This window comes from Qipengyuania pacifica (genome assembly GCF_019857205.1).
In the GTDB taxonomy this organism is placed as follows: domain Bacteria; phylum Pseudomonadota; class Alphaproteobacteria; order Sphingomonadales; family Sphingomonadaceae; genus Qipengyuania; species Qipengyuania pacifica.
On sequence record NZ_JAHWXO010000001.1, the window covers coordinates 551931 to 578255 of the forward strand.

Annotated in this window: 20 protein-coding genes; 14 read left to right on the forward strand and 6 right to left on the reverse strand. The window is 61.3% G+C overall.

What is annotated here, in order from left to right:
- The first annotated feature begins 95 nt into the window (after nt 1-95).
- From KYK83_RS02815 to KYK83_RS02835, 5 genes are read left to right on the forward strand one after another with little or no spacing between them, the layout of a single operon-like run.
- A complete protein-coding gene (locus KYK83_RS02815; RefSeq protein ID WP_346729404.1) occupies nt 96-1601 on the forward strand; it encodes a tryptophan halogenase family protein in 1506 nt (501 codons plus the stop codon).
- Nucleotides 1598-3427 (forward strand): alpha-amylase family glycosyl hydrolase, encoded by a 1830-nt coding sequence (locus KYK83_RS02820; protein WP_222827102.1) that lies wholly within the window; start codon nt 1598-1600, stop codon nt 3425-3427. Before KYK83_RS02815 ends, KYK83_RS02820 begins: the two co-directional genes overlap by 4 nt.
- A complete protein-coding gene (locus tag KYK83_RS02825; RefSeq protein WP_222827103.1) occupies nt 3424-5049 on the forward strand; it encodes an alpha-amylase family glycosyl hydrolase in 1626 nt (541 codons plus the stop codon). The genes KYK83_RS02820 and KYK83_RS02825 overlap by 4 nt, the downstream gene beginning before the upstream one ends.
- Entirely contained in the window at nt 5046-7073 is a 2028-nt protein-coding gene (locus KYK83_RS02830) for a glycoside hydrolase family 97 protein (protein ID WP_222827104.1), read from the forward strand. Before KYK83_RS02825 ends, KYK83_RS02830 begins: the two co-directional genes overlap by 4 nt.
- Complete coding sequence (locus tag KYK83_RS02835) at nt 7070-8569, forward strand: tryptophan halogenase family protein (protein WP_222827105.1); 1500 nt, start codon at nt 7070-7072, stop codon at nt 8567-8569. Before KYK83_RS02830 ends, KYK83_RS02835 begins: the two co-directional genes overlap by 4 nt.
- A gap of 260 nt (nt 8570-8829) precedes the next feature.
- On the opposite strand, the gene gyrB is transcribed toward KYK83_RS02835, so the two are convergent.
- Complete coding sequence (gyrB, locus tag KYK83_RS02840; protein ID WP_222827106.1) at nt 8830-11352, reverse strand: DNA topoisomerase (ATP-hydrolyzing) subunit B; 2523 nt, start codon at nt 11350-11352, stop codon at nt 8830-8832.
- A gap of 129 nt (nt 11353-11481) precedes the next feature.
- On the opposite strand from gyrB, the gene KYK83_RS02845 reads away from it, so the two are divergent.
- From KYK83_RS02845 to KYK83_RS02870, 6 genes are all read left to right on the forward strand, one after another.
- Complete coding sequence (locus tag KYK83_RS02845; RefSeq protein WP_222827107.1) at nt 11482-12867, forward strand: L-serine ammonia-lyase; 1386 nt, start codon at nt 11482-11484, stop codon at nt 12865-12867.
- Nucleotides 12861-13565 carry a ZIP family metal transporter gene (locus KYK83_RS02850; RefSeq protein WP_222827108.1) on the forward strand — a complete coding sequence of 235 codons (705 nt, stop codon included), beginning with the start codon at nt 12861-12863 and terminating at the stop codon, nt 13563-13565. Before KYK83_RS02845 ends, KYK83_RS02850 begins: the two co-directional genes overlap by 7 nt.
- Nucleotides 13566-13597: 32 nt before the next feature.
- Nucleotides 13598-15154 carry a class I adenylate-forming enzyme family protein gene (locus tag KYK83_RS02855; RefSeq protein ID WP_222827109.1) on the forward strand — a complete coding sequence of 519 codons (1557 nt, stop codon included), beginning with the start codon at nt 13598-13600 and terminating at the stop codon, nt 15152-15154.
- A 509-nt stretch (nt 15155-15663) separates the two neighbouring features.
- Nucleotides 15664-17238 (forward strand): glutamine-hydrolyzing GMP synthase, encoded by a 1575-nt coding sequence (gene guaA / locus KYK83_RS02860; protein ID WP_103024123.1) that lies wholly within the window; start codon nt 15664-15666, stop codon nt 17236-17238.
- A 1-nt stretch (nt 17239) separates the two neighbouring features.
- Nucleotides 17240-17944 (forward strand): endonuclease III domain-containing protein, encoded by a 705-nt coding sequence (locus KYK83_RS02865; RefSeq protein ID WP_222827110.1) that lies wholly within the window; start codon nt 17240-17242, stop codon nt 17942-17944.
- A 37-nt stretch (nt 17945-17981) separates the two neighbouring features.
- Nucleotides 17982-19292, forward strand: coding sequence for an NRAMP family divalent metal transporter (locus KYK83_RS02870; RefSeq protein WP_222827111.1), 1311 nt, complete (start codon nt 17982-17984; stop codon nt 19290-19292).
- An 8-nt stretch (nt 19293-19300) separates the two neighbouring features.
- On the opposite strand, the gene KYK83_RS02875 is transcribed toward KYK83_RS02870, so the two are convergent.
- From KYK83_RS02875 to KYK83_RS02885, 3 genes are all read right to left on the reverse strand, one after another.
- The gene (locus KYK83_RS02875) at nt 19301-19711 is read right to left on the reverse strand and encodes a hypothetical protein (protein WP_222827112.1); all 411 of its coding nucleotides are present in this window, start codon (nt 19709-19711) and stop codon (nt 19301-19303) included.
- A gap of 75 nt (nt 19712-19786) precedes the next feature.
- Nucleotides 19787-21208 carry a metalloprotease TldD gene (gene tldD / locus KYK83_RS02880; protein ID WP_222827113.1) on the reverse strand — a complete coding sequence of 474 codons (1422 nt, stop codon included), beginning with the start codon at nt 21206-21208 and terminating at the stop codon, nt 19787-19789.
- A gap of 52 nt (nt 21209-21260) precedes the next feature.
- On the reverse strand, nt 21261-21521 hold the full coding sequence (locus KYK83_RS02885; RefSeq protein ID WP_103024069.1) for a zinc-finger domain-containing protein: 261 nt from the start codon (nt 21519-21521) through the stop codon (nt 21261-21263).
- Nucleotides 21522-21604: 83 nt separating this feature from the next.
- On the opposite strand from KYK83_RS02885, the gene KYK83_RS02890 reads away from it, so the two are divergent.
- Nucleotides 21605-22543: an ABC transporter ATP-binding protein gene (locus KYK83_RS02890; protein WP_222827114.1), complete on the forward strand. Its 939-nt coding sequence runs from the start codon at nt 21605-21607 to the stop codon at nt 22541-22543.
- 9 nt (nt 22544-22552) lie between these two features.
- Here KYK83_RS02890 and KYK83_RS02895 read toward each other — a convergent pair whose 3' ends face one another.
- Nucleotides 22553-22741 (reverse strand): hypothetical protein, encoded by a 189-nt coding sequence (locus tag KYK83_RS02895; protein ID WP_103024071.1) that lies wholly within the window; start codon nt 22739-22741, stop codon nt 22553-22555.
- Between the two features lie 203 nt (nt 22742-22944).
- Here KYK83_RS02895 and nadB point away from each other — a divergent pair, with 203 nt between their 5' ends.
- Nucleotides 22945-24531 carry an L-aspartate oxidase gene (gene nadB, locus KYK83_RS02900; RefSeq protein ID WP_222827115.1) on the forward strand — a complete coding sequence of 529 codons (1587 nt, stop codon included), beginning with the start codon at nt 22945-22947 and terminating at the stop codon, nt 24529-24531.
- A gap of 9 nt (nt 24532-24540) precedes the next feature.
- Here the strand turns inward: nadB and KYK83_RS02905 are convergent, their stop codons facing one another.
- Nucleotides 24541-24906: a PilZ domain-containing protein gene (locus KYK83_RS02905; protein ID WP_222827116.1), complete on the reverse strand. Its 366-nt coding sequence runs from the start codon at nt 24904-24906 to the stop codon at nt 24541-24543.
- A 228-nt stretch (nt 24907-25134) separates the two neighbouring features.
- Between KYK83_RS02905 and KYK83_RS02910 the strand changes: the two genes are divergently transcribed.
- A complete protein-coding gene (locus KYK83_RS02910; protein WP_346729405.1) occupies nt 25135-26025 on the forward strand; it encodes an alpha/beta fold hydrolase in 891 nt (296 codons plus the stop codon).
- Nucleotides 26026-26325: the final 300 nt, after the last annotated feature.

Genomic DNA, 26325 nt, shown 5'->3' on the forward strand with positions numbered 1-26325 from the left:
CGCGGTTCCTCGCGGCCATGCCGCCCTATCCTTTCCAAGGTTTCGCAGGCAAACGCGCCGCCACACCTTGCCGTCTCGGGAAACAGGGTTGAGCCGTGAATGACAATCGCACCTTTCGCATCTTGATCGCCGGCGGCGGGACCGCCGGCTGGATGGCGGCGGCATTGCTGGCCCGGTTCCTGCCTCCGGACTACCGGGTCGCGCTGGTCGAAAGCGAGGCAATCGGCACGATCGGCGTGGGCGAAGCGACGATTCCGCAGATCCGCCATTTCAACCAGGCGCTGGGCATCGACGAGGCCGAGTTCCTGCGCGAGACAAAGGGCAGCATCAAGCTCGGCATCGCGTTCGATGGCTGGCGCGGCGAAGGCCATAGCTACATGCACGCGTTCGGCCCGGTCGGTCAGTCGTCGGGCCTCATCCCTTTTCGCCATTACTGGCTGCGCGCCAAGGCGCTGGGCCATGCGAAGGACCTGGCGCTTTATTCGCCCAACGAGGTGGCCGCGCGCAATCTGCGCATGCCAAGGCCGGGCGGGGGGGACTTGCCATACGCCTATCACTTCGACGCCTCGCTCTATGCCGCTTTCCTGCGCCATTATGCCGAAACGCGGGGTGCCGTGCGCACCGAAGGCACCATCGAGCGGGTGGAGCGCGACGGCGAAACCGGAGATATTGCGGCACTCGTGCTTAATGGCGGGCGCCGGATGGAAGCCGATTTCTTCATCGACTGCACCGGCTTTCGCGCGCTGCTGATCGAGGGGGCCATGGAGGCCGGGTTCGATGACTGGTCGAACCTGCTGCCCTGCGACCGCGCTCTGGCGGTACCTTGCACCAGCGGCGGTGATTTCACCCCCTATACCCGCGCGATGGCGCGCAAGGCCGGCTGGCAGTGGCGCATTCCGCTGCAGCACCGGATCGGAAACGGCTACGTCTTCAGTTCGCAATTCTGCAGCGAGGCCGATGCGGCCGATACGCTCCTCGCCAATCTGGACGGGAGCCCCGACGGCGACCCGCGTCTGCTGAGCTTCACCACCGGTAAGCGGAGGCGGCAATGGGTAGGCAATTGCCTGGGACTGGGTCTGGCGGCGGGATTCATGGAGCCGCTCGAATCTACCAGTATCCACCTGGTGCAAAGCGCGCTTGCCCGGTTCCTGCAACTTCTGCCCACCGGCAGGTCCACGCCGTCGACGATCGACCATTTCAATGCACAGGCCGATTTCGAGTGGAGCCGCGTGCGCGATTTTCTCGTTCTCCATTACTGGGCCAACGGGCGCGAAGGCGATCCCTTCTGGGATGCCATGCGAGCGCTTGACCTGCCTGCCACCTTGCAATGCAAGGTCGACCAGTGGCGCGATACGGGCCACATCCATCGCGAGCATGAGGAGCTGTTTACCGAGGTCGCCTGGTTCCAGGTTTTCGCCGGACAGGGCGTCTTGGCCAATCACTACAATCCGCTGGCCGATGCCATGGCCGAACAGGACCTCCTCGATTTTCTGGCATGGCAGGAGCGCCAGCTCGAGCAGGCCGCTGCCGCCATGCCGCACCACGCAGATACGCTGGGCAGGTTGATGGCCCGTCCTGCCAAAAGGAACACTGCCGCATGACCCGTTTCGTCCTTCCGCTGCTGACGCTTGGTCTTGCGTCCGTCTCGCCTGCGCAGGCTCAGGACAGCGCAGGCGAAACGAACTTTCGGGACCGCCTGCCATCCGAGGAGATCGTCTACTTCGTGCTTCCCGACCGGTTCGAGAATGGCGATCCCTCCAACGATCGGGGGGATTTCGTGGGGGACCGTCTGGAGACGGGTTACGACCCCGAGCATAGGGGGTTCTTCCATGGGGGTGACCTGAAAGGCCTGACGCAGCGGCTCGATTATCTCGATCGGCTGGGCGTAACCGCCATCTGGTTTGCGCCGATCTTCCAGAATAAGCCGGTACAGGGCCCCGAAGGCGGCGAGAGTGCCGGGTATCACGGCTATTGGGTAACGGACTTCACACGGCCCGACGGCCATTTCGGCTCGCGTGTCGAGTTCAAGTCCTTCGTCGACGCCGCGCATGCGCGCGGGATGAAAGTCTACATGGACATCATCACCAACCACACCGCCGACGTGATCCGCTATGCCGAGGGTGATGCGACGGACTATGTTTATCGCAGCAAGGGTGACTTTCCCTATTCGCGCCGGGGCGGCGTGGATGGCGCGCCGGTCAATACGGGTTTCATGGGCGACGAAGACCGTAGCGCAGTCAATTTCGCCAGGCTGACGGACCCGTCCTATGCCTACACGCCGGTGGTCCCGGCGGATGAGGCTGAGAGCAAGGTTCCCGCCTGGCTGAATGATCCGATCTACTACCACAACCGCGGCGACACTACCTTCACCGGCGAGAGCAGCCGGTTCGGCGATTTCGCAGGTCTCGATGATCTGTTCACCGAGCACCCGCGCGTCGTTGAAGGGATGATCGAAATCTACGGAAACTGGATCCGCGATTTCGGGATCGACGGGTTCCGCGTCGACACCGCGCGGCATGTGAACCCGGAATTCTGGCAGGCCTTCGTTCCGGCCATGCTGAAAACCGCCGACGAAGCAGGAATTCCCAACTTCCACATCTTCGGCGAGGTCTACCGCGACACACCCGACAATGGGTATATAGCGCAATATACGCGGCGCGACGGCTTCCCGGCCGTGCTCGATTTTGCCTTCGCACAGGCGCTGCGCGAAACCGTGGGCCAGGGCAAAGGCACGCATGTTCTGACAGAAATGTTCGATGGCGACGTGCTGTATGAAGGCGGCGAAGAGGCCGCGCTCGCATTACCGACCTTCCTCGGCAATCATGACATGGGCCGTTTCTCGACCCTCGTGAAGGCGGATCGGCCCGAGATCGGGCAGGAGGAACTGCTCGCGCGGGTAAAGCTTGCGCATGCGATGCTGCTGACCCTGCGGGGCAGCCCGGTAATCTATTACGGCGACGAACAGGGTTTCGTCGGCGATGGTAACGACCAGGCCGCGCGCGAGGACATGTTCCCCTCCCGCACGGCCAGCTACAACGACAACGACCTGATCGGCACCGATGCGACCACGGCGCAAAGCAATTTCGACGAAAGCCACCCCCTGTTCGAACTGATTGCTCAGTTTTCCGCCATCCGCCGCACGAACCCGGCGCTTTCGCGCGGGAGGCAGGTTGTGCGGCACTACGATCAGGAACCGGGCATCTTCGCCGTCAGTCGCTTTGACCCGGACACGGGCGAGGAATATCTGGCAGCCTTCAACACGTCCGATGCAGAACGCAGCGCCAACATCGTCGTAGGCTACGATGCCCGCAGCTTCGACGAACTGGCCGGCACATGCCCGGCGAAAGTTTCCGCCCCGGGGAGCGCCGCGCTGACGCTGCCCGCCTTCGGCTGGGCCGTATGCCGCGTGTCGGAGGTGGCAGAATGAACCGCGCCGACGCATTCGAGGCCGTTGCCGCCCCGGCAACCGATCGGCCCTGGTGGAAGGGTGCGGCAATCTACCAGATCTATCCGCGGAGCTTTCAGGATTCCAACGGTGACGGGATCGGCGATCTGCCCGGTATCACGCAGCGCTTGGGGCATGTCGCCTCGCTCGGCGTCGATGCCATCTGGATTTCGCCCTTCTTCACTTCGCCGATGAAGGACTTCGGCTATGATGTTGCAGACTATTGCGATGTCGATCCGATCTTCGGCACGCTGGCGGATTTCGACACGCTTATCGCACGCGCGCATGAGCTTGGGCTCAAGGTGCTGATCGATCAGGTCTATTCGCATACGTCGGACGAGCATCCGTGGTTCGTTGAAAGCCGGTCGAGCCGGACCAACCCGAAAGCGGACTGGTTCGTGTGGGCCGATGCCAAGCCCGATGGATCGCCGCCGTCCAACTGGCAGTCAGTCTTCGGTGGCCCCGCGTGGACCTGGGATGCGCGGCGTGGTCAGTACTACCTGCACAATTTCCTGAATTCGCAGCCGCAGGTGAACATGCACAATCGCGAGGTGCAGGATGCCATGCTGGCAGCGATGCGGTTCTGGCTCGATCGCGGGGTCGACGGCTTCCGCATCGATGCGCTGAACTTCGCGATGCACGACCCGGAATTGCGCGACAATCCGCCCGCTCCGGCAACAGACAGGCTGCGTTCGCGACCGTTCGATTTCCAGCTCAAGAAGTACAATATGTCGCATCCCGACATCCCGGCTTTCATCGCGCGGATCCGCGCGCTGACCGACGCTTACGAAGGGATTTTCACCGTCGCCGAAGTCGGCGGGGACGAGGCCGAGGCGGAAATGAAGGCGTTCACCCGGGGCGAGCAGCATCTCAACTCGGCCTACGGCTTCAACTTCCTCTATGCCGAAGAACTGACCCCCGGCTCGATCTGCGCCGCGCTGGCCGAATGGCCGGACGAGGAGGGGGTGGGCTGGCCGAGCTGGGCATTTGAAAACCACGATGCGCCCCGTGCCGTCAGCCGCTGGTGGAAGCCGGCCCAGCGCGCCGATGCGGCGCGGATGAAGATGATGCTGCTCGCCTGCCTGCGCGGGAACATCATCCTCTATTACGGCGAGGAACTGGGCCTGACACAGGTCGAAATTCCGTTCGAACAGCTCCACGACCCAGAAGCCATTGCCAACTGGCCGCTTACGCTCAGCCGTGATGGCGCACGCACACCGATGCCCTGGGATGCATCCTCTGCGCATTCGGGATTTACCGAAGGCGAACCCTGGTTGCCCGTCGGTGACGACAACGCCGCGCGTTCGGTCGAGATGCAGGAGGGCGACGATGCATCGCTCCTCCACCATACCCGCGCAATGCTGAGCCTGCGGCGCGACACCCCTGCACTGCATCACGGCGCCGTCGTGCGCTGCGAAACTGTCGGCGGCCTGTTCGTTATCGAACGCCGCGCGCAAAACCAGACGGTTCGCTGCCTGTTCAATCTGGGGTCCGGGACGGCTGCGGCGCCCGGCGACCTTGCGACCGGATCTGTGCTGGCCGCCATCAACGGGGCGACTTCGGCCAACCTGCCCCCCCTCAGCGCCATGGTGATCGAATTATGAAATTCCTGCCCCTCCTCGCCTTCCTTGCCACGATGTTTGGCGCACCTGCGCTGGCCGAAGAAGTCGTGGCTTCGCCCGATGGCACCATCACCGTCACGGTCGATGTCAACGGCGAGGGCCGGCCTTTCTACCGCATCGACAAGGGAGGCAACGCCGTCTTCAGCGAAAGCCGGCTCGGCTTCCTGCTGACCGATCAGGACAAGCTCGAACGGCGCCTCGCCATTACCGGCGCGACGCGGGCAATCCATGACGAAACATGGGAACAGCCGTGGGGCGAGCAACGCTTCGTGCGCGATCACCACAACGAACTGACAGTCCGTTTCGAGGAGGACAGCGACGAAAAGCGGCGTTTCGGCGTGACCTTCCGCGTGTTCGACGATGCAGTCGCCTTTCGCTATGTCTTTGACGACCGGAGCATGGGTGAGACACTGCGGGTCGCCGATGAGCTGACCGAATTCAATCTCGCGCAGGACGGCACGGCCTGGTGGATTCCCGGTGGCGAGTGGAATCGCTACGAATATCTCTACGAAGAAACGCCGATCGACGCCGTGTCGATGGCGCACACGCCGATCACCTTCCGCATGGACGACGGCACGCATGTTGCCATTCACGAGGCTGCGCTGGTCGATTTCGCAGGGATGTGGATCAAGCGCACCACCGGGACCAACTTCCGTGCAACACTGGCGCCCACGGGTTCAGGCGCGGCACGTGCCGAGCGCGACCTGTCCTTTGCAACGCCATGGCGCACGATCCGCGTTACCGACGACGCCGCGGGCCTTGCCGAGAGCCTCGTGGAGCTCAACCTCAACGAGCCGAACAGGCTCGGTGACGTCAGCTGGTTCAAACCGCACAAATATGTCGGTGTATGGTGGTCGCTCCACCTCGAGGAGGAAACCTGGGGTTCTGGCCCGAAGCACGGTGCCACCACCGAGAACGTGAAGCGCTACATCGACTTCGCTGCGGAAAACGGGTTCAAGGGCGTGCTGGTCGAAGGCTGGAATATCGGCTGGGATGGAAACTGGTTCTTCAACGGCAGCGAATTCAGTTTCACCGAAAGCTATCCCGATTACGACTTTGAGGAACTTGCCCGCTACGCTGCCGAAAAGGGCGTGCCGATCGTCGGCCATCACGAGACCAGCGGCGATGTCGGCAATTACGAAAGCCAGCTCGAAGCCGGGCTCGACCTGATGGCCGCACGCGGGGTGAAGGTCATCAAGTCCGGCTACGTCACCGACGCCTGCAACCTGCGCTACGTGCATCCCGATGGCCACGAGACGCGCGAATGCACTGAAAGCCAAGTGATGCAGCGCCACCACCTGAAAGTCGTGACCGAAGCGGCGAAGCGCAAAATCGCGATGAATCCGCACGAGCCGGTCAAGGATACCGGGCTGCGGCGCACCTATCCCAACTGGGTCAGCCGCGAGGGCGCGCGGGGTATGGAATTCAACGCCTGGGGCGTTCCTGCGAACGGTCCGGACCATATTCCGACCATGGTTTTCACTCGCTTGCTGTCAGGCCCAATGGATTACACGCCGGGAATCCTCAGCTTGGAGGGCCGCGGCCAACCCCTGCAGATGACTATGGCGCGCGCGCTGGCCGAATATGTTCTGGTCTACTCCCCAATCCAGATGGTCGCCGATCTGCCCGAGCACTATGCCGAGCACAAGGATGCCTTCCAGTTCGTTAAGGACGTCCCGGCCGACTGGGCCGAAAGCCGCATCCTCGAAGGTGAGGTGGGCGACTACGTCGTTACCGCACGCAAGGACCGCAACAGCGCGGAGTGGTATATCGGTGGCGGCACCGATGCGAGCGAGCGCTCGGTCTCGCTGGCGCTCGATTTCCTCGATCCGGGCAAGTCCTATCGCGCCGAAATCTATCGTGATGCGGCAACGGCGCATTTCGAAGGCCCTACTCGCTTCGATATCGTCGTCGAGCAACGCGACCTGACCGCGACCGATCGCCTCGACCTGCGCATGGCTCCCGGTGGCGGTTTTGCCGTTCGGCTGGTACCGATCGAGGGGTGACAGAAAGCAAACCTCCACGCGTGGTAGTGCTGGGTGGGGGCAGCGCGGGCTGGATCACCGCCTGCCTGCTGCACCATCGCTGGCATTCGCGCGGCGGACAGGTCACCGTCGTCGAAAGTCCCGAGATCGGGATAATCGGTGTCGGAGAGGGGTCGACGCCGCAACTGAAAGCTTTCTTCGACCATCTCGGCATCGACGAAGCCGACTGGATGGCCGCGTGCGATGCCACCTACAAGCTCGGTATCCGCTTTACCGGCTGGAGCGAGCGGCCGTGTTTCGAGAGCTATTTCCATTCCTTCCCGGGGCCCGTCGACCTGCATACCGAACCGGGTTTCGTGCATAATTGCGCGCTTCGCCGGCGGGGTTTCGATGTGCCCGCCCATCCCGACGACTGGTTTCTCGCCGAGGTCCTGGCGAGAGAACACAGGGGCCCGCACCCGCGGGACAACTTCCCCTTCATGCCCAGTTACGGCTACCACTTCGATGCCCACAAACTGGGGAAGCTCCTGCGCGACTGGGCGACCGAACGCGGCGTATTGCACCGGCCCCTCAGGGTGACCGATGTGGAACAGGGTACCCAGACCGAGATCGCCGCGCTCCTCTGCGAGGACGGGACACGGATCGAGGGCGACATCTTCGTCGATTGTTCCGGATTCCGCTCGGTCCTCGCGCAACAGACGCTGGGTGCACAGTTCATTCCGTTCGGCAACAACCTGTTCAACGATCGCGCGGTGGTTCTGCCTTCTGCGCATAGTACCCGCTTCAAGCCGCAGACCGATAGTATCGCGATGCGCGCCGGATGGCGGTGGTCGATCCCGCTGACGACGCGGGCCGGCAATGGCTACGTCTATTCATCGAAGTACGTATCTGACGAAGACGCCGAAGCGGAATTGCGCGAAGCGATCGGGATGCAGGACGAAGGCGAAGCGCGTATTCTGGAGATGCGGGTTGGTCGGATCGCCGAGACCTGGACCGGCAATTGTCTAGCTGCCGGCCTGTCGCAAGGCTTCATCGAGCCACTCGAAGCGACCGCGTTGCACATCGTCATCGCCACTGCGCTCGATTTTGCCGATGCCTACGAGAAGGGCGGCTACGGGTCAGCGCATCGCGATATGTTCAACCAGCGTATCGCTGCCAAGTACGAAGGGATCCGCGACTACATCGTCGCGCACTACCGGCTCAACCAGCGCAGCGACACGCAATACTGGCGCGACAATGCGGCCAACGACGCGCTGTCGGAGAATCTGAAAGGCATGATTACCGCTTGGTTCACCCATAAGGACCTGCGCGAGGTCAACCTGCGCCAACACGATGGCAACCCACATTATGCCAGCATGAGCTGGCACGCGCTGTTCGCCGGTTACGGCACCTTCCCGCCCGAAGCGAAAATGGTGCCAACTCCCCCCGGGCTGGTGACGGCAGAGGTAGATCATACGCGTAGAACGCTCTCCGCGTGTGCGACCAATTTTTGGAGGTATGCTCCCCTGTCAGACTAACCAGCCTACCAAGGCTGAAGCCACTTTTTGGTCCGATAGGTATGCGAAACGCCAATTCTGTATGACTGCTTGTGGGACTCTTTGATAGCCCCTAGAATGTCCGAATTGAGGGCGCATTGCTGCCGTTGGAGGTTCGTTAACTCAATCTCCGAAGCCCACGCGGACGGCAACATTTCCTAACGGTTGCGGTGTTTACGGCTCCAAAATATGCGTAATTGCTTCCAAATTCACTTTATATAGTTCCACTAAGACTCAGGCCATCAAACGTCCAGATTTGCCACGTTGAGGGCATTGTTCTGGATGAATTCGCGGCGCGGTTCGACGACGTCGCCCATCAGGCGGGTGAAGATTTCATCGGTTACGTCGGCATCCTCGACCTTCACCTGCAGTAGGGCACGGTTGTCGGGGTCGAGGGTGGTTTCCCACAATTGCTCGGCATTCATCTCGCCAAGACCCTTGTAGCGCTGGATCTTCTGCCCCTTGCGCCCGGCGACCATCACCGCGTCGAGCAGCTGGGTCGGCAGGGTGATCGCGTCGTCGGTCAGGATCGGCGCATCGTCATCCGCCTCGTTCGCTTCGCCATCGTCGGGCTCTGTTTCCGCACTGCTGCGCACGAGACGCAAGGGCGATGCGTATACATCGGCGAAATCCTGCGCGATCTTGTGCAGTTTGCGTGCCTCGGCACTTTCGAGAAATGCCGGGTCGATTTCGTGTACGTCCGTCACTCCGCGCCAGACGCGGCTGAGGCGGACCTTGCCGTCTTCGCCCGTCTCGGCCTTCCAGCGAGCATCGGGATCGCCCATCTGGAGGTGGGCGGCAGCACGATCGAGAGCAGCAGATCGATCTCCGGCAGGGTCGAGCGCGCCGGCCAGAGCCATCGCCTCGATCAGCTCCGAATTGTATTTGCGGGGTACGAAACCGAGCATGTTGCGCATGCGCAGGCCGTGGTCGACCAGCGCCTGCAGTTCTCCGCCGCCGCGGACCGGCCCGCCCTGCGCTTCAAGCACCCGCCCGTCGAGCCCCTGTGCGATCAGGTAACGGTCGTATGCCGGCTGATCCTTCAGATAGACTTCGCTCTTGCCTCGCGACACCTTGTACAGCGGGGGCTGCGCGATGAAGAGGTGCCCGGCCTTGATGATCTCTGGCATCTGGCGATGGAAGAAGGTCAGCAGGAGCGTGCGGATATGAGCGCCGTCGACGTCGGCGTCGGTCATGATCACGATCTTGTGATAGCGCAGCTTTTCGAGATTGAATTCGTCGCGCAGGCCGGTGCCCATCGCCTGGATCAGCGTGCCGACTTCCTTGGACGAGATGATCCGGTCGAAGCGGGCACGTTCCACATTGAGGATCTTGCCCTTTAGCGGAAGGATGGCCTGTGTCTTGCGGTCGCGCCCCTGCTTGGCCGACCCGCCTGCCGAATCGCCCTCGACCAGAAAGAGTTCGCAGTTTTCGGGATTGCGGTCCTGACAATCGGCGAGTTTGCCGGGCAGCGACGCGATGCTCATGGCGCCCTTGCGGCTCATCTCGCGTGCCCTGCGGGCAGCTTCACGCGCGGCGGCCGCGTCGATGACCTTCTGGATGATCTGCTTGGCGTCGTTCGGGTTCTCTTCGAGCCACTCGGTCATCTTTTCGCCCATGAGCGATTCGAGTGGCTGGCGAACTTCCGAAGACACCAGCTTGTCCTTGGTCTGGGACCCGAACTTGGGGTCCGGCAGCTTGACCGATACGATTGCGGTCAGCCCTTCGCGCATGTCTTCGCCGGACAGGCTGACCTTTTCCTTCTTCATCAACCCGCTGGCGGTGGCGTAATTGTTGAGCGTGCGCGTCAACGCGGTGCGGAAGGCCGCAAGGTGGGTCCCGCCGTCACGTTGCGGAATGTTATTGGTGAAGCACAGGACGTTTTCGTAATAGCTGTCGTTCCATTCCAGCGCGACGTCGATGCCGATACCGTCTTTCTCAGCGCTTACCGAAATGGGTTCGGCGACCAGAGCTTGCTTGTTGCGGTCGAGATATTTGACGAATGCCGCAATGCCGCCTTCGTAGAACAGATTGTGTTCGAGCGGCTCTTCGTGCCGTTTGTCGCGCAGGAGAATTCGCACGCCCGAATTGAGGAAAGCGAGCTCGCGATAGCGGTGCTCCAGCTTTTCGAAATCGAATTCGATGACGTTCTTGAAGGTGTCTTCCGACGCCTTGAAGGTTACGCGGGTGCCCTTCTTGAAGCCTTCTTCGTCGGGATTCTGTTCGACCTTGGGAGCATCGCCCACGACACGCAGGCTTTCGACCGCGTCACCATGTTCGAAACGCATCCAGTGTTCCTTGCCGTCGCGCCAGATGGTGAGTTCGAGCCATTCGGACAGCGCATTGACAACCGACACGCCAACACCGTGAAGCCCGCCCGAAACCTTGTAGGCGTTGTCGTCACTGGTGTTTTCGAACTTTCCGCCGGCATGCAGTTGGGTCATGATGACCTCTGCCGCGGACACGCCTTCTTCCTTGTGCATGTCCACCGGAATGCCGCGACCGTTATCTTCGACCGACACGCTGCCATCGGCGTTGAGTTCGATCAGGACGAGGTCGCAATGCCCGGCAAGCGCCTCGTCGATCGCATTGTCCGACACTTCGAACACCATGTGGTGGAGGCCGGAGCCATCGTCGGTATCGCCGATGTACATGCCAGGCCGTTTGCGCACTGCATCGAGGCCTTTGAGGACCTTGATCGAATCTGCGCCGTAACCGTTTTTCTTCGGCGCTTCGGCGCCCGTGTATTCAGGGGTATCGTCCATATCGATCATATAGGCTTTCGAGGCGGAAATTCCAAAGTTTCAGCGCCGATTTTACCCACAGATTGCCGTCTGTCCGGCAGGAGCGGCAACTGGTTGATTTCAGGCGGTCGAAGGCGCATCTCGCCAGCCATGCTTTCAGTGCTCGATATCTTCCGAATTGGGATTGGTCCTTCGTCCTCGCATACGGTGGGTCCGATGCGGATCGCCCGCACCTTCGCGAGGGCGCTGGCAAAATCGGACAAGCTCCAGCGAACGGCCCGCATCGCGATCGAACTGCAGGGTTCTCTGGCGCTTACGGGCGTTGGGCACGGGACGGTCGATGCCAGCATTCTGGGTCTGATGGGGTTCGCACCCGACAAGACATGTCCTGACGAAGCGGCTGCGGCGCTCGAAAAGGTTCGCGCCAGCAAACGGCTCGATCTTGGCGGGGGGCGTGAAATTGCCTTCGACCCTGCGGTGGACATCGATTTGGCCGGGCACATCATTCCCGACCTGCACCCCAACGGCATGAAGCTGACCGCCTTCGATGCCGATGGCGGCAAGCTGTCCGAGCGGACATATTACTCGACCGGCGGGGGTTTCGTCGCATCCGAAGCTCAGCTCAAGCGCAAGCCCAAGGGCGACCGCATCAATACCGGCACACAGGTTCCGCACGATTTCGGTTCGGCAGCAGAGCTTCTGGCGGCGTGCGACACGGCGGACGTCTCGATCGCGGATCTGATCCTGACCAACGAAGACGCTTTCCGACCGCGTGATAAAACGCTCGAGGGTATCGACCGGATTGCAAAGGCCATGGATCAGTGCATCGACCGTGGCCTCACCCAGCGCGGGATATTGCCGGGTGGCCTGAAGGTCGAACGGCGTGCGCCGGACCTGTGGGACAAGCTTTCCGCGAACCCCCAGTCGAACGAGCGTGAACAATTGTTCGACTGGCTCAATTGCTATGCCATGGCCGTAAACGAGGAAAACGCCGCGGGCGGGCGCGTGGTCACCGCGCCGACCAATGGCGCGGCGGGCATCATTCCTGCTGTGATACGGTTCTATTGCGTCGCAAACGACGAACAGCCGTGCACGGATAGTCGGCGCACATTCCTCCTTACGGCAGGGGCAATCGGCCTGCTTTACAAACAGCGCGCGAGTATTTCCGGTGCCGAGATGGGCTGTCAGGGCGAAGTTGGCGTCGCCTGTTCCATGGCGGCGGGCGGACTCGCGGCCCTGTGGGGCGCATCGCCGGTGCAGGTGGCCTCGGCGGCGGAGATCGGCATGGAGCATAACCTCGGCCTGACCTGCGACCCTGTCGGCGGGCTGGTGCAGGTGCCGTGTATCGAGCGTAATGCCATTGGCGCAGTGAAGGCGGTCAACGCCGCGCGACTGGCCCTTCATCGAACGGGGGCGGAAAGCCTCGTGTCTCTGGACCAGGTAATTGAAACCATGAGGCAGACCGGGCTCGACATGAGTAATAAATACAAGGAGACGAGCCAGGGCGGGCTTGCGGTCAACGTGATCGAATGCTGATGCTTTTTGCCGTGGTGCTGGTGGTGTCGGGCGCTCTTGTCGTCGGCGCCGCATGGGGTAACTACGGCAAGCTGCCCGAACGCCTCGAAGGCTTTCTCGTCGCGCTGGCCGGGGGCGCGCTGCTGCTTTCGGTGACGACCGAACTCATCCAGCCCTCAATCGAAAAGTCCAGCGTATTTCACGCCATGCTCGGCGTTGGAGCCGGCGCAATCGTCTTCGCGATCTGCGATTATCTGATCGACGAAAAATGGGGTTCCAACGGAGGCGGAGGGTTGCTGGCGGCCATTACCCTCGACGGTATTCCGGAAAACCTTGCCTTGGGCGTCGCGCTCATTGGTGCGGGGGGACTGGAGATTGCCGCCTTGGCCGGATCGATCCTGCTGTCGAACTTGCCCGAGGCGGCAGGCGGCGCACGCTCGATGGCGCAGGACGGGCGGTCGAAGGGCAAGATCATGGTGCTGTGGGCAGGCACTGCCGTTCTGCTGTCTCTTGCCGCGATAGTCGGCAATCTGGCGCTGACCGGCGTGGGAGAGGGTACACTGGCGCTTATACGCTGCTTTGCTGCCGGTGCAGTGGTCGCCAGCCTCGCCACCGAAGTTTTCCCGCAGGCCTTTCGGGAGGACCGGCACTGGGCCGGCATCGCGACTGCACTGGGGGTGATCCTGGCATTTTCGCTCGGCAGTTTATCGGGCGGCTAGACAGACGCGCGGTCAGCGATAAGGGTGCGGGTATGGGAGATACACAGATCGCCGCCAAGCTTGCCGAACCATTTGGCAGCTATTCGCAAATCATCGCCGACAATGCCGCTGAGCTGGGCGAAAAAATCGCCATTCGGGACGATGATGCCGAGATCACCTGGGCGCAGCTCGGCGAGAAGGTAGAGCGTATCGCTGCTCGGCTGTTGGAAGAAGGGCTGGAGCGCGGGCAATCGGTAGCGATCCTTGGGTATTCGTCCATACCCTACGCGCTCGTATTTTTTGCGGCTGTGCGGGCGGGCGGAGTGGCGGCTCCACTGACTACCAGCGCCAGTCCCGATCAGCTGGCCGGAATGGCGAAGGATTCCGGCGCTACCCATATCTTCATGGATCGCGCGAAGCTGAACGAGTTGGGCGACGGCTGCTTTGCGGACATGACGCGTATCGTGCTGGACGAGGACCTCGACACGTGGATGGCGCCGGAAGGCGCCAAGGCCGCTTCCTTCGATCCTGAACCTGCCGACGCCTTCAACATTATCTATTCAAGCGGCACCACCGGCGTTCCCAAGGGTATCGTCCATTCTCACCAGATGCGGTGGCGCCAATTCGCTTCAACGGCATCGAGCTGGCTGGAGAATGGGATGCGGGTGTGCACCTTCGCATCAACGCCGCTCTATTCGAACACTACGATGGTTGCGTTCCTGCCACCCCTGCTCGCTGGCGGCACCGTACGGGTAACGCGCAAGTTCGACGCGCTGCGATGGCTTCAGTTCGCGGAGCAAGACGGCACGACTGCCACCATGCTGGTGCCGGTACAATACCGCCGCCTGATGCAGGAGCCACGCTTCGACGAATTCGACCTCTCTTCGCTACAGCTCAAATACTGCACCTCTGCGCCGTTCCCGGCCGAACTGAAGCGTGAAGTGCTTGATCGCATGCCTGGCGCGTTGGTGGAAATCTATTCCATGACCGAAGGCGGCGTCGTGTGTCTTCTGGAAGCGCACAAATTTCCCGACAAGCTTCATACTGTCGGTCGCCCCGCTCCAGGCAGCGAACTCAAGGTGCTCGACGATGAAGATAAGCCCGTAGCACCCGGTGAGGCGGGAAATCTCATCGGCAGAAGCCAGACGATGATGACGGGATACAAAAACCAGCCCGCGAAAACACAGGAAGGATACTGGACCGACCCTGAGACAGGTGAGCTGTGGCAGCGGATGGGCGATATCGGGCGGATGGATGCCGAAGGTTTTGTTGAATTGGTGGGCCGCGCAAAGGACATGATCATTTCCGGCGGGTTCAATATCTTTCCCGTCGACCTCGAGGATGAACTGGCCAAGGAAGCCGATGTCGTCGAAGCGGCCGTCATCGGCGTACCCAGCGAACGCTGGGGCGAAACGCCGGTTGGCTTCATCACGTTGAAGGAAAGCGCCCGCGACTGCGATACGATTCGCGACGCGGTCAATTCCCGATTGGGAAAGACGCAGCGGCTGGCTCAGCTACATGTTATCGATGAAATGCCGCGCAGCCACATCGGGAAACTTCTCAAGACGGAACTTCGTGAGGAAGCAGTGCGGCGCGGTTTGCCCGCGTGACGCTCGCGGTGGCTGCGGCTTTCGAGACGCGGCGCCAACTTCTTGGGGGGAGGGAGAGGAATGTCGGCGGCCGCGTCTCTACTCGCTGCCATATCGCCTCGCAGACCCGGTAGGCATGGTGCCGACCGCTCTTGGCGAGGAAGGCCAGAAACGCGGCTGCTTGGACTGCCGTCGTATCTGTAATTCGTCCGAAACGGCTCCTCATGGGTCACCGTCTGGCTGTGAGGCTTGTAATAATCTTTCACGTCTTTGAACTAAAGTGTGAAAACTTGGATGGGTGTTGCGTTTTGCGCAACCCATTTCGGGCACGTCCCTTGGTTATTTCTGTGGTCGCCGAAGACGTGAGAATCCAGTAGGTTGCATGGAAGTGCACATTATGCCGGGGATCGCCACAGCAGGGTGATCAACAAAGCCTGTCCCCGACCAGCCTCTTGTTGGCCATGGGGACAATTTCCCGAGCGTAAGAGCCAATGCTGGACAGCGGGCGCGCCCTGCCTTTAACGGACCGCATGCAGCCAGAGCACCTCCCCGATTCCATACTCATTGTCGATTTCGGCAGCCAGGTCACCCAGCTTATCGCACGCCGCGTGCGCGAGGCCGGAGTCTACTCCGAGATCGCGCCGTTCACGCAGGCCGAGGAAGCCTTTCATCGCCTGCAACCCAAGGGGATCATCCTTTCCGGCTCGCCTGCGAGCGTTTGCGACGAAGGCAGCCCGCGCGCACCGCAGATTCTGTTCGATAGTGGGCTGCCGATCCTTGGCATCTGCTACGGCCAGCAGGTGATGAGCCAGCAACTTGGCGGCGAAGTGCGTCCCGGCCACGAAACCGGCGATGGTGGAGAGTTCGGCCGAGCCTATCTGACCGTGACCGAGGAGTGCGCGCTTTTCGACGGGCTATGGAAAAACGGCGAACGACATCAGGTCTGGATGAGCCATGGTGACAAGGTCACGCGCTTTGCACCCGGTTTCAAGATCGTCGCGACAAGCGATGGGGCGCCGTTTGCGGTCATCGCCGACGAAGAGCGCAAATATTACGGCACGCAGTTCCACCCCGAGGTGGTGCATACCCCCGACGGCGGGAAACTATTGGCCAATTTCGTGCGCCATGTCTGCGGCCTCGCCGGCGACTGGACGATGGCCGAATTCCGCAAGACCAAGATCGAAGAAATTCGCGCGCAGGTTGGTGATGGCAAGGTTATCTGCGGCCTGTCTGGCGGCGTCGATTCCGCGGTTGCCGCAGTGCTCATTCATGAGGCGATCGGCGATCAACTGACCTGCGTCTTCGTCGACCACGGCCTGATGCGCATGAACGAGGCCGAGCAGGTCGTGACCCTGTTCCGCGACCATTACAATATCCCGCTCGTTCATGTGAATGCCGAGGAGATGTTCCTGGGTGGGCTGGAGGGCCAGACCGACCCGGAAAAGAAGCGCAAGTTCATCGGCGGGGCATTCATCGATCTGTTCGAAGCCGAAGCGAAGAAGATCGGCGGCGCGGATTTCCTTGCGCAGGGAACGCTCTATCCAGACGTGATCGAAAGCGTCAGCTTTACCGGCGGGCCGAGTGTCACCATCAAGAGCCATCACAATGTTGGCGGCTTGCCCGAACGCATGAACATGAAGCTGGTCGAACCGTTGCGCGAACTGTTCAAAGACGAAGTGCGGGAACTTGGCCGCGAGCTGGGGCTGCCGGAAATTTTCGTCGGCCGCCATCCGTTCCCTGGGCCCGGCCTCGCCATCCGCATTCCCGGTGAAGTCACCAAGGAACGCTGCGACATCCTGCGCAAGGCGGATGCGATCTACCTCGAAGAAATCCGCAACGCCGGGCTTTACGACGCGATCTGGCAGGCCTTTGCGGTGCTGCTGCCCGTCAAGACCGTAGGCGTCATGGGGGACGGCCGCACCTATGACAGTGTTTGCGGCTTGCGCGCCGTAACCAGCACCGACGGGATGACGGCCGACATCTATCCCTTCGATGCCAGCTTCCTCAGCCGCGTTGCAACGCGCATCATCAACGAGGTGCAGGGCATCAACCGAGTGGTCTACGACTATACCAGCAAGCCGCCGGGTACGATCGAATGGGAGTGAATTGGAACTCCCGCTAGGGTCCGATCCCCGCACGGACGTCATACGGCGGCTTCAGGCGCTGCTTGTCCAACGGTTCGGACGTATCGAACGCGCGGCCGCCGCGTGGCGGCAACCGGAATGGGTACTGGTCCAGGGTGTGATCGGTGCGCAGACGAAATCGGAGATTTCGAACGCTGCCACCGATCGCCTGTTAAAGCGGTTCAAGAGCTGGGAAAAGGTTGCGACCGCTGCGCTGGACGAGTTGCAAGCCGAACTCACGACGCAGACTTATCCCGGCGTCGCAGCCGAACGGCTGAAGGCCAGCCTGTCGGCGATTGTAGCCTCGCGCGGCAAGGTCGATCTTTCGCATCTTGGTGAAATGAAAACTCGCGAAGCCATGAACTGGCTGGAGCAGCTACCCGGTGTGGGGCGCAAGATCGCTGCCGGGGTCATGAATGCATCCACACTTGACCGGCGCGCCATCGTTCTCGACGGTCATCACAAGCGTATCCTTCAGCGAATGGGCCTTGTCCCGCCGAAAGCAAACACGGAACGCGCCTTCGACGCGATCATGCCTGTAATGCCGGAAGAATGGTCCGGCGCTGACTATGATGAACACCACTTGCTGATGAAGAAGCTGGGCCAGTCATGGTGCCGACCGTCGGTGCCGGATTGCGCCACCTGTCCGGCTCAGGCCCTGTGCAAGACCGGCCTGGCAAACACATGATTGCTGCATCGTCCCGCTTGCTGCAGAAAGGCAGTCGATGAAGCGCCTGGCCTCGATCCTGTTATGGTCCGCGATTGCGGCAGCGTTCATCGGACCGGGCACGGTCACGGCTGCCGCCAGCGCCGGTGCCGATGCCGGCACGGCGCTGCTATGGGCAGTGGTGTTCTCCGGCATTGCCACATTTACTCTTCAGGAATTCGCTGGCCGGTTGAGCGTAGCTACGGGCGATGATCTGGCGACTATCCTGCGGCGTCGGTACCCCACCGGTTTTGCACGCATCGCCACCCTTATCCTGATTGGCGGTGCTATCCTGCTGGGGTGCGCTGCCTATGAAGCTGGCAATATACTGGGCGGGGCAGCGGGCGCGATGCTGACGTTACCCTGGTCCAAGGAGGCTGTTACCCTCATCCTGGCGGTGATCGCTGCGGCCCTTCTGGTTTCGGGATCGCCGCAAGGCGTGGCCCGGACGATGGCGATTTTCGTCGCGCTCATGGGCGCGGGATTTCTCGCCGTGGCGATCTCGCTAGCGCCCCCGCTTGCGTCGCTCGTTGCCGGACTTGTGCCCACACCGGGCTTTGGCGACGACAGTGTCGCATTGCTTGGGGTACTTGCCTTGGTCGGAACCACGGTGGTGCCGTACAATCTCTTTCTCGGCGCTGCCTTGGCCCGGGGGCAGGGGTTGAACGAAATGCGCTTCGGACTGGCCGTGGCCGTCGGCTTCGGCCTGCTGATTACCGCTGGTATTCTCGTGGTAGGGACCTCGCTCACCGGCGAATTTTCGTTCGATGCATTGGGCGACGTTCTGGCAATCGAACTGGGCGGTTGGGCGCGGACCGGTTTCGGGATCGGCCTGCTCGCTGCCGGCGTCTCGTCGGCAGTGACTGCACCACTTGCCGCCGCGCTGACGGCGCGCGGCCTGTTCGTCGCGCCAGACGATGCCCGGTGGCAGGCATCCGGATGGCGTTTTCGTTCAGTGTGGCTGGTCATCCTGATCATCGGCGTGGGGTTCGGGCTGGCCGACATCCGGCCGACACCCGCAATCCTAGCCGCGCAGGCGTTCAACGGCGTGTTGCTACCGCTGGTCGCTTTATTCCTGCTTGCGGCGATGAACGATGGGGCTCTGTTAGGCGAGAACGCCAACGGACCTGTCGCCAATGCGTTCGGCCTGCTCGTCGTCGGGGTTGCCACCATGCTGGGACTGACTGCGCTCGTGCGTGCAGCCGGTACCGCCTTCGGCTTCGAATTGCCCGAGCCGGGCCTGATGCTCCCGGCCTTTGCCGTGGTCGGCGTATTCGTAGCGAGGGCGGTTATCCGGGCGGCAGGCCAGAAGGCCTTACCCGCAACCTGATCGGGCGATCAGCCTTCGGTGTCGATCTTTTTGTAAGGGACGAATTCGTCGAGCAGCAGGATTCCTGACAGAAAGCCATTGACCCGATCGACCAGCTTCACCTGATCGGTACGGCACAGGCTCGATCCGCTGAACCGGTCGATGACCATGATGTCGCGATCATCGATACTGTCGGGATTGCGCGTATAATTAACCCATACGGTGTCGCCGTCGCGATAGGTCAGGGCCGTGCCGTCGATCTGGCTGAGATTGCGACTGCCCAATGTGCGGATGCAGCTTTGCGGCTCGCCTGCAACGCGACCGTCAAGCAGCTTTGCCAGCTTCTCTTCACCGCGTGTCATCTGGGCGTTTTCATCCGCCAGAACGGGCGAGGAGAGCATTCCGAAAGCGGCAGTGGCTAAGGCGATGTGCTTGAACATGTCGAATCTCCTGAAGGATGTTCGGATACTAGACCCTCGTGACTGAACCTTCGATGAGTCGAACGCCTGGCGGGGTCAGGCCGTTCCGCCCACGGTGATGCCATCGATAAGCAGGGTGGGTTGCCCAACGCCGGCGGGCACGCTCTGACCTCCCTTGCCGCAGACGCCGATGCCTTCGTCGAGAGCCATGTCGTTGCCGATACCGCGCACCTTTGTCAGCACGGTCGGCCCGTCACCGATCAGGGTGGCACCCTTTATCGGGGCAATCACTTTGCCCTTTTCGACCTTATAGGCTTCCGTACAGGCGAAGACGAACTTGCCGGATACGATATCGACCTGTCCGCCGCCGAAGCTGGTTGCGTAGATTCCGTCGTCCATACGGCTCAGAAGTTCTTCTGGATCGTCCGTTCCGCTTTGCATGAAGGTATTGGTCATACGCGGCATGGGCGTGTGCTCGTAGGACTGGCGGCGCCCATTACCGGTCGCCTCCACGCCCATCAGCCGTGCGTTGAGCCGGTCCTGCATGTATCCTTTGAGAATGCCGTCTTTGATCAGGACGGTTTCGCGTGTGGGGGTTCCTTCATCATCGATGCTGAGTGAACCCCGGCGGTTTGCGATGCTGCCATCGTCGATGACGGTGACGCCGGGCGCCGCCACGCGTTCGCCGATGCGGCCGGAAAAGGCGCTTGTGCCCTTGCGGTTGAAATCTCCTTCGAGCCCATGTCCTACAGCTTCATGCAGCAGCACACCCGGCCAGCCGGGGCCGAGCAATACGGTTTTCTCACCGGCAGGGGCCTCGATGCTCTCCAGATTTACCAGTGCTTGGCGCACAGCTTCATCGACCGCGTTCATCCACCGGCCTTCATCGAACAGCGTGTCGTAGAGATAACGTCCGCCGAAGCCGAAACTGCCGGTTTCGCGGCGCCCGTTCGCTTCGGCAACGATGCTGACGTTAAGTCGCACGAGGGGGCGAATATCGCGCGCCGTGAAGCCATCGGCGCGGATGATGTCGATCGCGCTCCAGCTGGCCGACATGCCCGCAGTAACTTGCGCTACGCGCGGATCCTTCGCCCGCGCAACAGCGTCGATCTTTTCGAGCAAGGCCACCTTCTCGGCGAACGGCACCAGATCCAGCGGGCTGGCATCGGTGTAAAGATGGCGATTGGTCCGTTCCGGCGGGGCGGAATGCGGAGATTTGGTCGCGTCCAGCAATTGCAGCGTCTCGCCTGCGCGGGCGATGGCTGCGGCGCTGATTTCGTTCGCATGGGCAAAGCCGGTTGTCTCGCCGGAAACGCCGCGCAGGCCGAACCCCGAATCTCGACTGTAATCAGCGGTCTTCAGCCGGCCATCGTCAAAAGCGAAGCTCTCGGTCGCCATGAACTGGAGATAAAGCTCGCCATCGTCGCAAGGCGCCAGCAGCCGTGCTGTCAATGCCTTGGCTTCCTCGGGGTCGAGCTGGTTGTAAAGAAGGGCGTGGGGATCGTTCGCTGGCGTCATACCATCCTATGTAGGGATGGCTGAGGCCAAAGGCGAGGGGCCACTGCCAGCCTTACGGGTGCCCGGGATCGGCGCCTTCGGAGATGTCCATCAACTGCGACTGATCGACGCCGTCTGCTGGTCCGCCGATCAGGACGAAGCGCCGGTCGCAATAGCCGCAATCGACATAACCATGCTCGTCGATCTCGAGATAGACTTTCGGGTGACCGAGTGCGGCGGGCTTGTAATTCACGCCGGTACGGATGTCGGTTGCGCCATCGCACCACACGCGCCGCGTGGTGACCTTGGACAATTCGGGAGGAGGCAGGCTCATGAACAATGCCGATAATATGTGCATCGCGCCTACGCAAGCATTCGCCGCTTGTCGCATTGGCGCGCTGCACCTAGGTCGGCTGCATGACTACTCCCCCAGCGATACGCATCGACGACCTCGTCAAGGAATATGCACCTGCCGGCCCGGGCGAAAAGCCCAAGCTTGCGCTGAAGGGGGTAAGCTTCGATGTCCCGCAAGGTGGCATTTTCGGATTGCTGGGCCCTAACGGCGCAGGCAAATCCACCCTTATCAATATTCTCGCAGGTTTGGTCAGGAAGACCCGTGGCAGCGCCGAAATCTGGGGCTTCGATATCGGCGATAACCCGCGCAATGCGAAGCGATCCATCGGGATCGTTCCGCAGGAGATCGTCTTCGATCCCTTTTTCACGCCTTTCGAAGTGCTGGAAAACCAGGGCGGCTTTTACGGTATCCCCAAATCGGAGCGGCGCAGCGAGGAACTGCTGAAAGCTGTGCATCTGTGGGACAAGCGCGATGCCTATGCACGCACGCTATCTGGCGGGATGAAGCGCAGGCTTCTGATCGCAAAGGCGATGGTTCATTCGCCTCCGATCCTCGTGCTCGACGAACCGACTGCGGGAGTCGACGTCGAATTGCGCCGCCAGCTCTGGGAATTGGTGACCGATCTCAACCGGCAAGGTGTGACGGTCGTTCTGACTACGCACTATCTCGAAGAAGCGGAGCAGCTTTGCGATCGCATCGCGATCATCAACCATGGTGAACTGATCGCCGAAAAACCGACGAGAGAACTGGTGGGAATGGCGCGGGAAAAAGTCGTGTCAATCACGGTGGACAAGGATTTGGGCGGTCCGATCATGGAAGATGCTTTCACCAAAGCCGAAGTAATCGAACCGCGCAGGCTGGAAATCACTTACGATCGCGACAAGGCGAGCGCTGGGCAGGTGCTGGCCCTGGTCCAGTCGCATGGCTACGCCATTGAGGATGTCACCACGCGCGAGGCAGATCTGGAAGACGTCTTCGTCCAGTTGACCGGCGCGGGGTGATAACAACCGCTACATGAAGGCGCGGGGCCCCAGGCCTGCATCCTTTACCCGCTGAAGTTCCCAGTGATGCGGCTCGATCTCTTCCATCGGTGCCTTGCAATTACGGCAGCGCCCTACCTGCTGGCCTGCTGCGCGCTTTACATTCGTGCGATCTACGCTGTGCTTTCCGACAGCGCAGGCAATACGTCCCAGTCCCATTTACGACCCTCTGCGTCCCTTGTGATATTCCCCTATCGATTCGTGCCTTAAGGCGGCCGTGACGCTGCGTTAACCGTGCTGCGCCGAATCGTGGCTGGTATGCTGCGAGTTTGAAATATGCGCGGCGAATCGAGCAGTTTCACTGTATTTCGCCGAAGTCTGTTTTTCTTGCCGCCCGCATTCTGGCCAGCCATGACGTTGTGATGACAGCGATTCCTCATGACGTCCTGGTGATCGGTTCAGGCGCTGCCGGCCTGACCGCGGCACTGGCCCTGGCCGAAACGAAAAAGGTGCTCGTTCTGGCGAAGGGGCGGCTCGACAGCGGTTCGACTGCTTGGGCGCAAGGAGGCATCGCCGCCGTTCTCGATGCGGGCGATACGTTCGAAAACCACGTTCGCGATACGATGATCGCGGGGGCGGGCCTCAATAATCGTGAAACGGTGGAATTTGTGATCGAGCGGGCACCCGCCTCGATCGACCGGTTGAGCGAACTGGGTGTTCCTTTCAATCGCGAAGCGGGCGATCTTCATCTTACTCGGGAAGGCGGGCACTCGCATCGCCGCATCGTCCACGTAAACGACGCGACGGGTTGGGCCGTGCAGGCAGCATTGCTCAAGGCGGCGGAGGAAAATCCGAACATTACCCTGCTGCCCGGCCAAAGCTGCGTGGACCTGATTACAGGACGCAATCAGGTCGACTATTCCGGTTCGGGTCGGGTGTGGGGTGCCTATGCGCTCGACGAGGAAACCGGCGAGGTCGTGTCACATGTCGCCCGCGCAACGGTGCTGGCGGCAGGCGGCGCAGGGCGCGTCTATCTGTTCAGTACGGCTCCACGGGGCGCGACTGGCGATGGTATCGCCATGGCTTGGCGGGCAGGCGCGCGCGTTTCCAACATGGAGATGATGCAGTTCCACCCGACGTGCCTCTACAATCTCGACGTCAAGAATTTCCTGATTACCGAAGCCGTGCGCGGTGAAGGCGGGCGTTTGCTGAACCCGATCACGGGCGAGCGGTACATGAAGAAATATGACCCTGAGCGGATGGAGCTTGCCCCGCGCGATATCGTGGCGCGGGCCAACGACGATCAGATAAAACGTCACGGCCTCGATTACGTCCATCTCGATATCAGCCACGAGCCTGCCGAATTCGTGATGGAGCATTTTCCCACCATCCACGAAAAGCTGCTCGGGCTGGGGATCGACATGACCAAGGGACCGATCCCCGTCGTCCCGGCTCAGCATTATACCTGCGGCGGCGTTAAGATCGGGCTCGATGCCAAGACCGATCTGCCGGGTCTGTGGGCGGCTGGCGAATGCACGGAAAGCGGGCTGCACGGCGCCAATCGCCTTGCGTCGAATTCCCTGCTCGAATGTTTCGTGTTCGGCGAGGCGGCGGCCAAGGACATCCTCGAATGCTGGGACAAGCTCGACGATCCGCCGGAAATCCTCTCCTGGGATGAAAGCCGGGTGACCGATTCCGACGAGGAAGTGGTGATCAAGCAGAACTGGACGGAGATTCGCCGGTTCATGTGGAACTACGTCGGTATCGTACGCACCACCAAGCGGCTCGAACGTGCGGCGCACCGCATCCGCCTCCTGCGCGACGAGGTCGAAGATTATTACGGACATTTCCGTGTGACGACCGATCTCATCGAACTGAGAAATCTGCTCGAATGCGCGGACCTCATCGTGAGCAGCGCGTTGAAGCGGCATGAAAGCCGCGGGCTTCACTTCATCCTCGATTATCCCGAAACCAACCCGATCGGGCGCGACACGGTACTGGTCCCATAGGGCGATGCCCTAGTCGGCAAGGCCCCGGTCTGGGCGCATGGGAGGAAACCCCCGTCCGAATTGGTCGACGGGTAACTCGTCCCGCGCATGCTGCAACGTGCCGAGCATGAAGTATTTCACCGTGGCCTCGCCGATCGGGCGAGCAAACCCGATCCCGATTTCTTCGCCTTCCGCCCACATGACTTCGCCTTCAACCGCCACGCCTTCGAGCAGGGTGACCGTCACGGCTTCGCCGACCTCCGCATTGACGCGGGTTCCGGTGATCTTGCAGCCTTCGCGTGAGAGGTTGAGCATTCTGCCGCGCGCAGCAACGCCATTGATGGAAACCATCACGTCGTCGTCGGTCTTGGAGCGATTGCCCCTACGCTTTTCCATCCCGGTGCCCCCGCGGATTGAGATCCCGCATTAGCAGAGCCAGACAGTTCGCGCCTTGTATTGTAGGAAGGCGACATAAGCGAAATAAAGGTGTCATTCTACCGTGACCCAAGCGCCGTATCATGCGGCTTATGGCACGCGCTCATTATTCTTATGTCGCACACTTCCCATGGACAACGCGTTGCTTTTCGGTTGAACCTGCGATTCTGTGAACCACGGGAGAGGCATGTGCCGAAGGCGACAGCGAACGGGATCGAAATCCACTACGAGGAAACCGGCGATCCGGCCGATCCAGCGATGCTGCTGATCATGGGGTTCGGCGCGCAGCTCACGCTGTGGCCCGACGAACTGGTCGAAAGACTCGCCAGTCACGGCTTCCGCGTAATCCGATATGACAATCGCGACATCGGCCTCAGCCAGAAATTCGATGGGGTAAAGGCACCTGGCCTGATCAAGCTGACCTTGATGTCCAAGATCGGCCTCACGCCCAAGGTTCCCTATACCTTGGCCGACATGGCTGACGATGGCGCCGGTCTGCTGGACGCGCTCGGAATCGACAAGGCGCATATCGTGGGCGCGAGCATGGGCGGAATGATCGCGCAGCATCTTGTGCATCGCCATGCGGACAGGTGCCTTTCGCTGACATCCGTTTTTTCGACCAGCGGCAATCCCAAACTGCCGCCCGCCAGGCCGGAGGCGATGAAAGCGCTGGTGACCCGTCCCGACAGTACGGACGAAGACGTGCTCGTCGATCACGGGGTGATGCTCGCGCGAACCATCGGATCGCCCGGCTACCCGACGGCGGATGACCGCCTGCGCGATCGCACGCGCGCCAGCATTCGCCGCAGCTTCTACCCTGAAGGGCCCACGCGCCATCTCTCGGCTATCGTGGCGGATGGGGACCGGCGGCCTATGCTGAGGGATATCGTCGTGCCCACCCTCGTGCTGCATGGCGAAGACGATCCGCTTGTGCCGTGCGAAGGCGGCAGGGACACCGCAGTCTGCATTCCGGGCGCGAAGCTGAAGACTATTCGCGGATGGGGTCATGACCTGCCTCTGGAACTGGTCGATGAGGTGGCCGATGCCATCGCGGGCCACGCCAAATCTGCGACAGGCTGACCCACTTCCTCGCAAGCAAGCGCAGGTAATGGTCCTAAGGAACCTCGCAGCGAGCGCCACAGCGTTGGGTTGCAAAATTGCGCGCCGGGATTCGAATGATTCTCAACCCGGCACGATGATTTTTGCCCGCAAAATTTTTTTCCCGGATTCATTTTCGGGCTTGCGTGTTCGCCAAGTCCAGCTTGATCCACGCGTCGCGGCGTTGCACCCGGATAAAGCACTTCCCCAACACGTCGCCGACCTTCTTAAAAGTTCATTTACGGTCTTGCACACGAGTCCCGTCTGATTCAGTATCTAGTA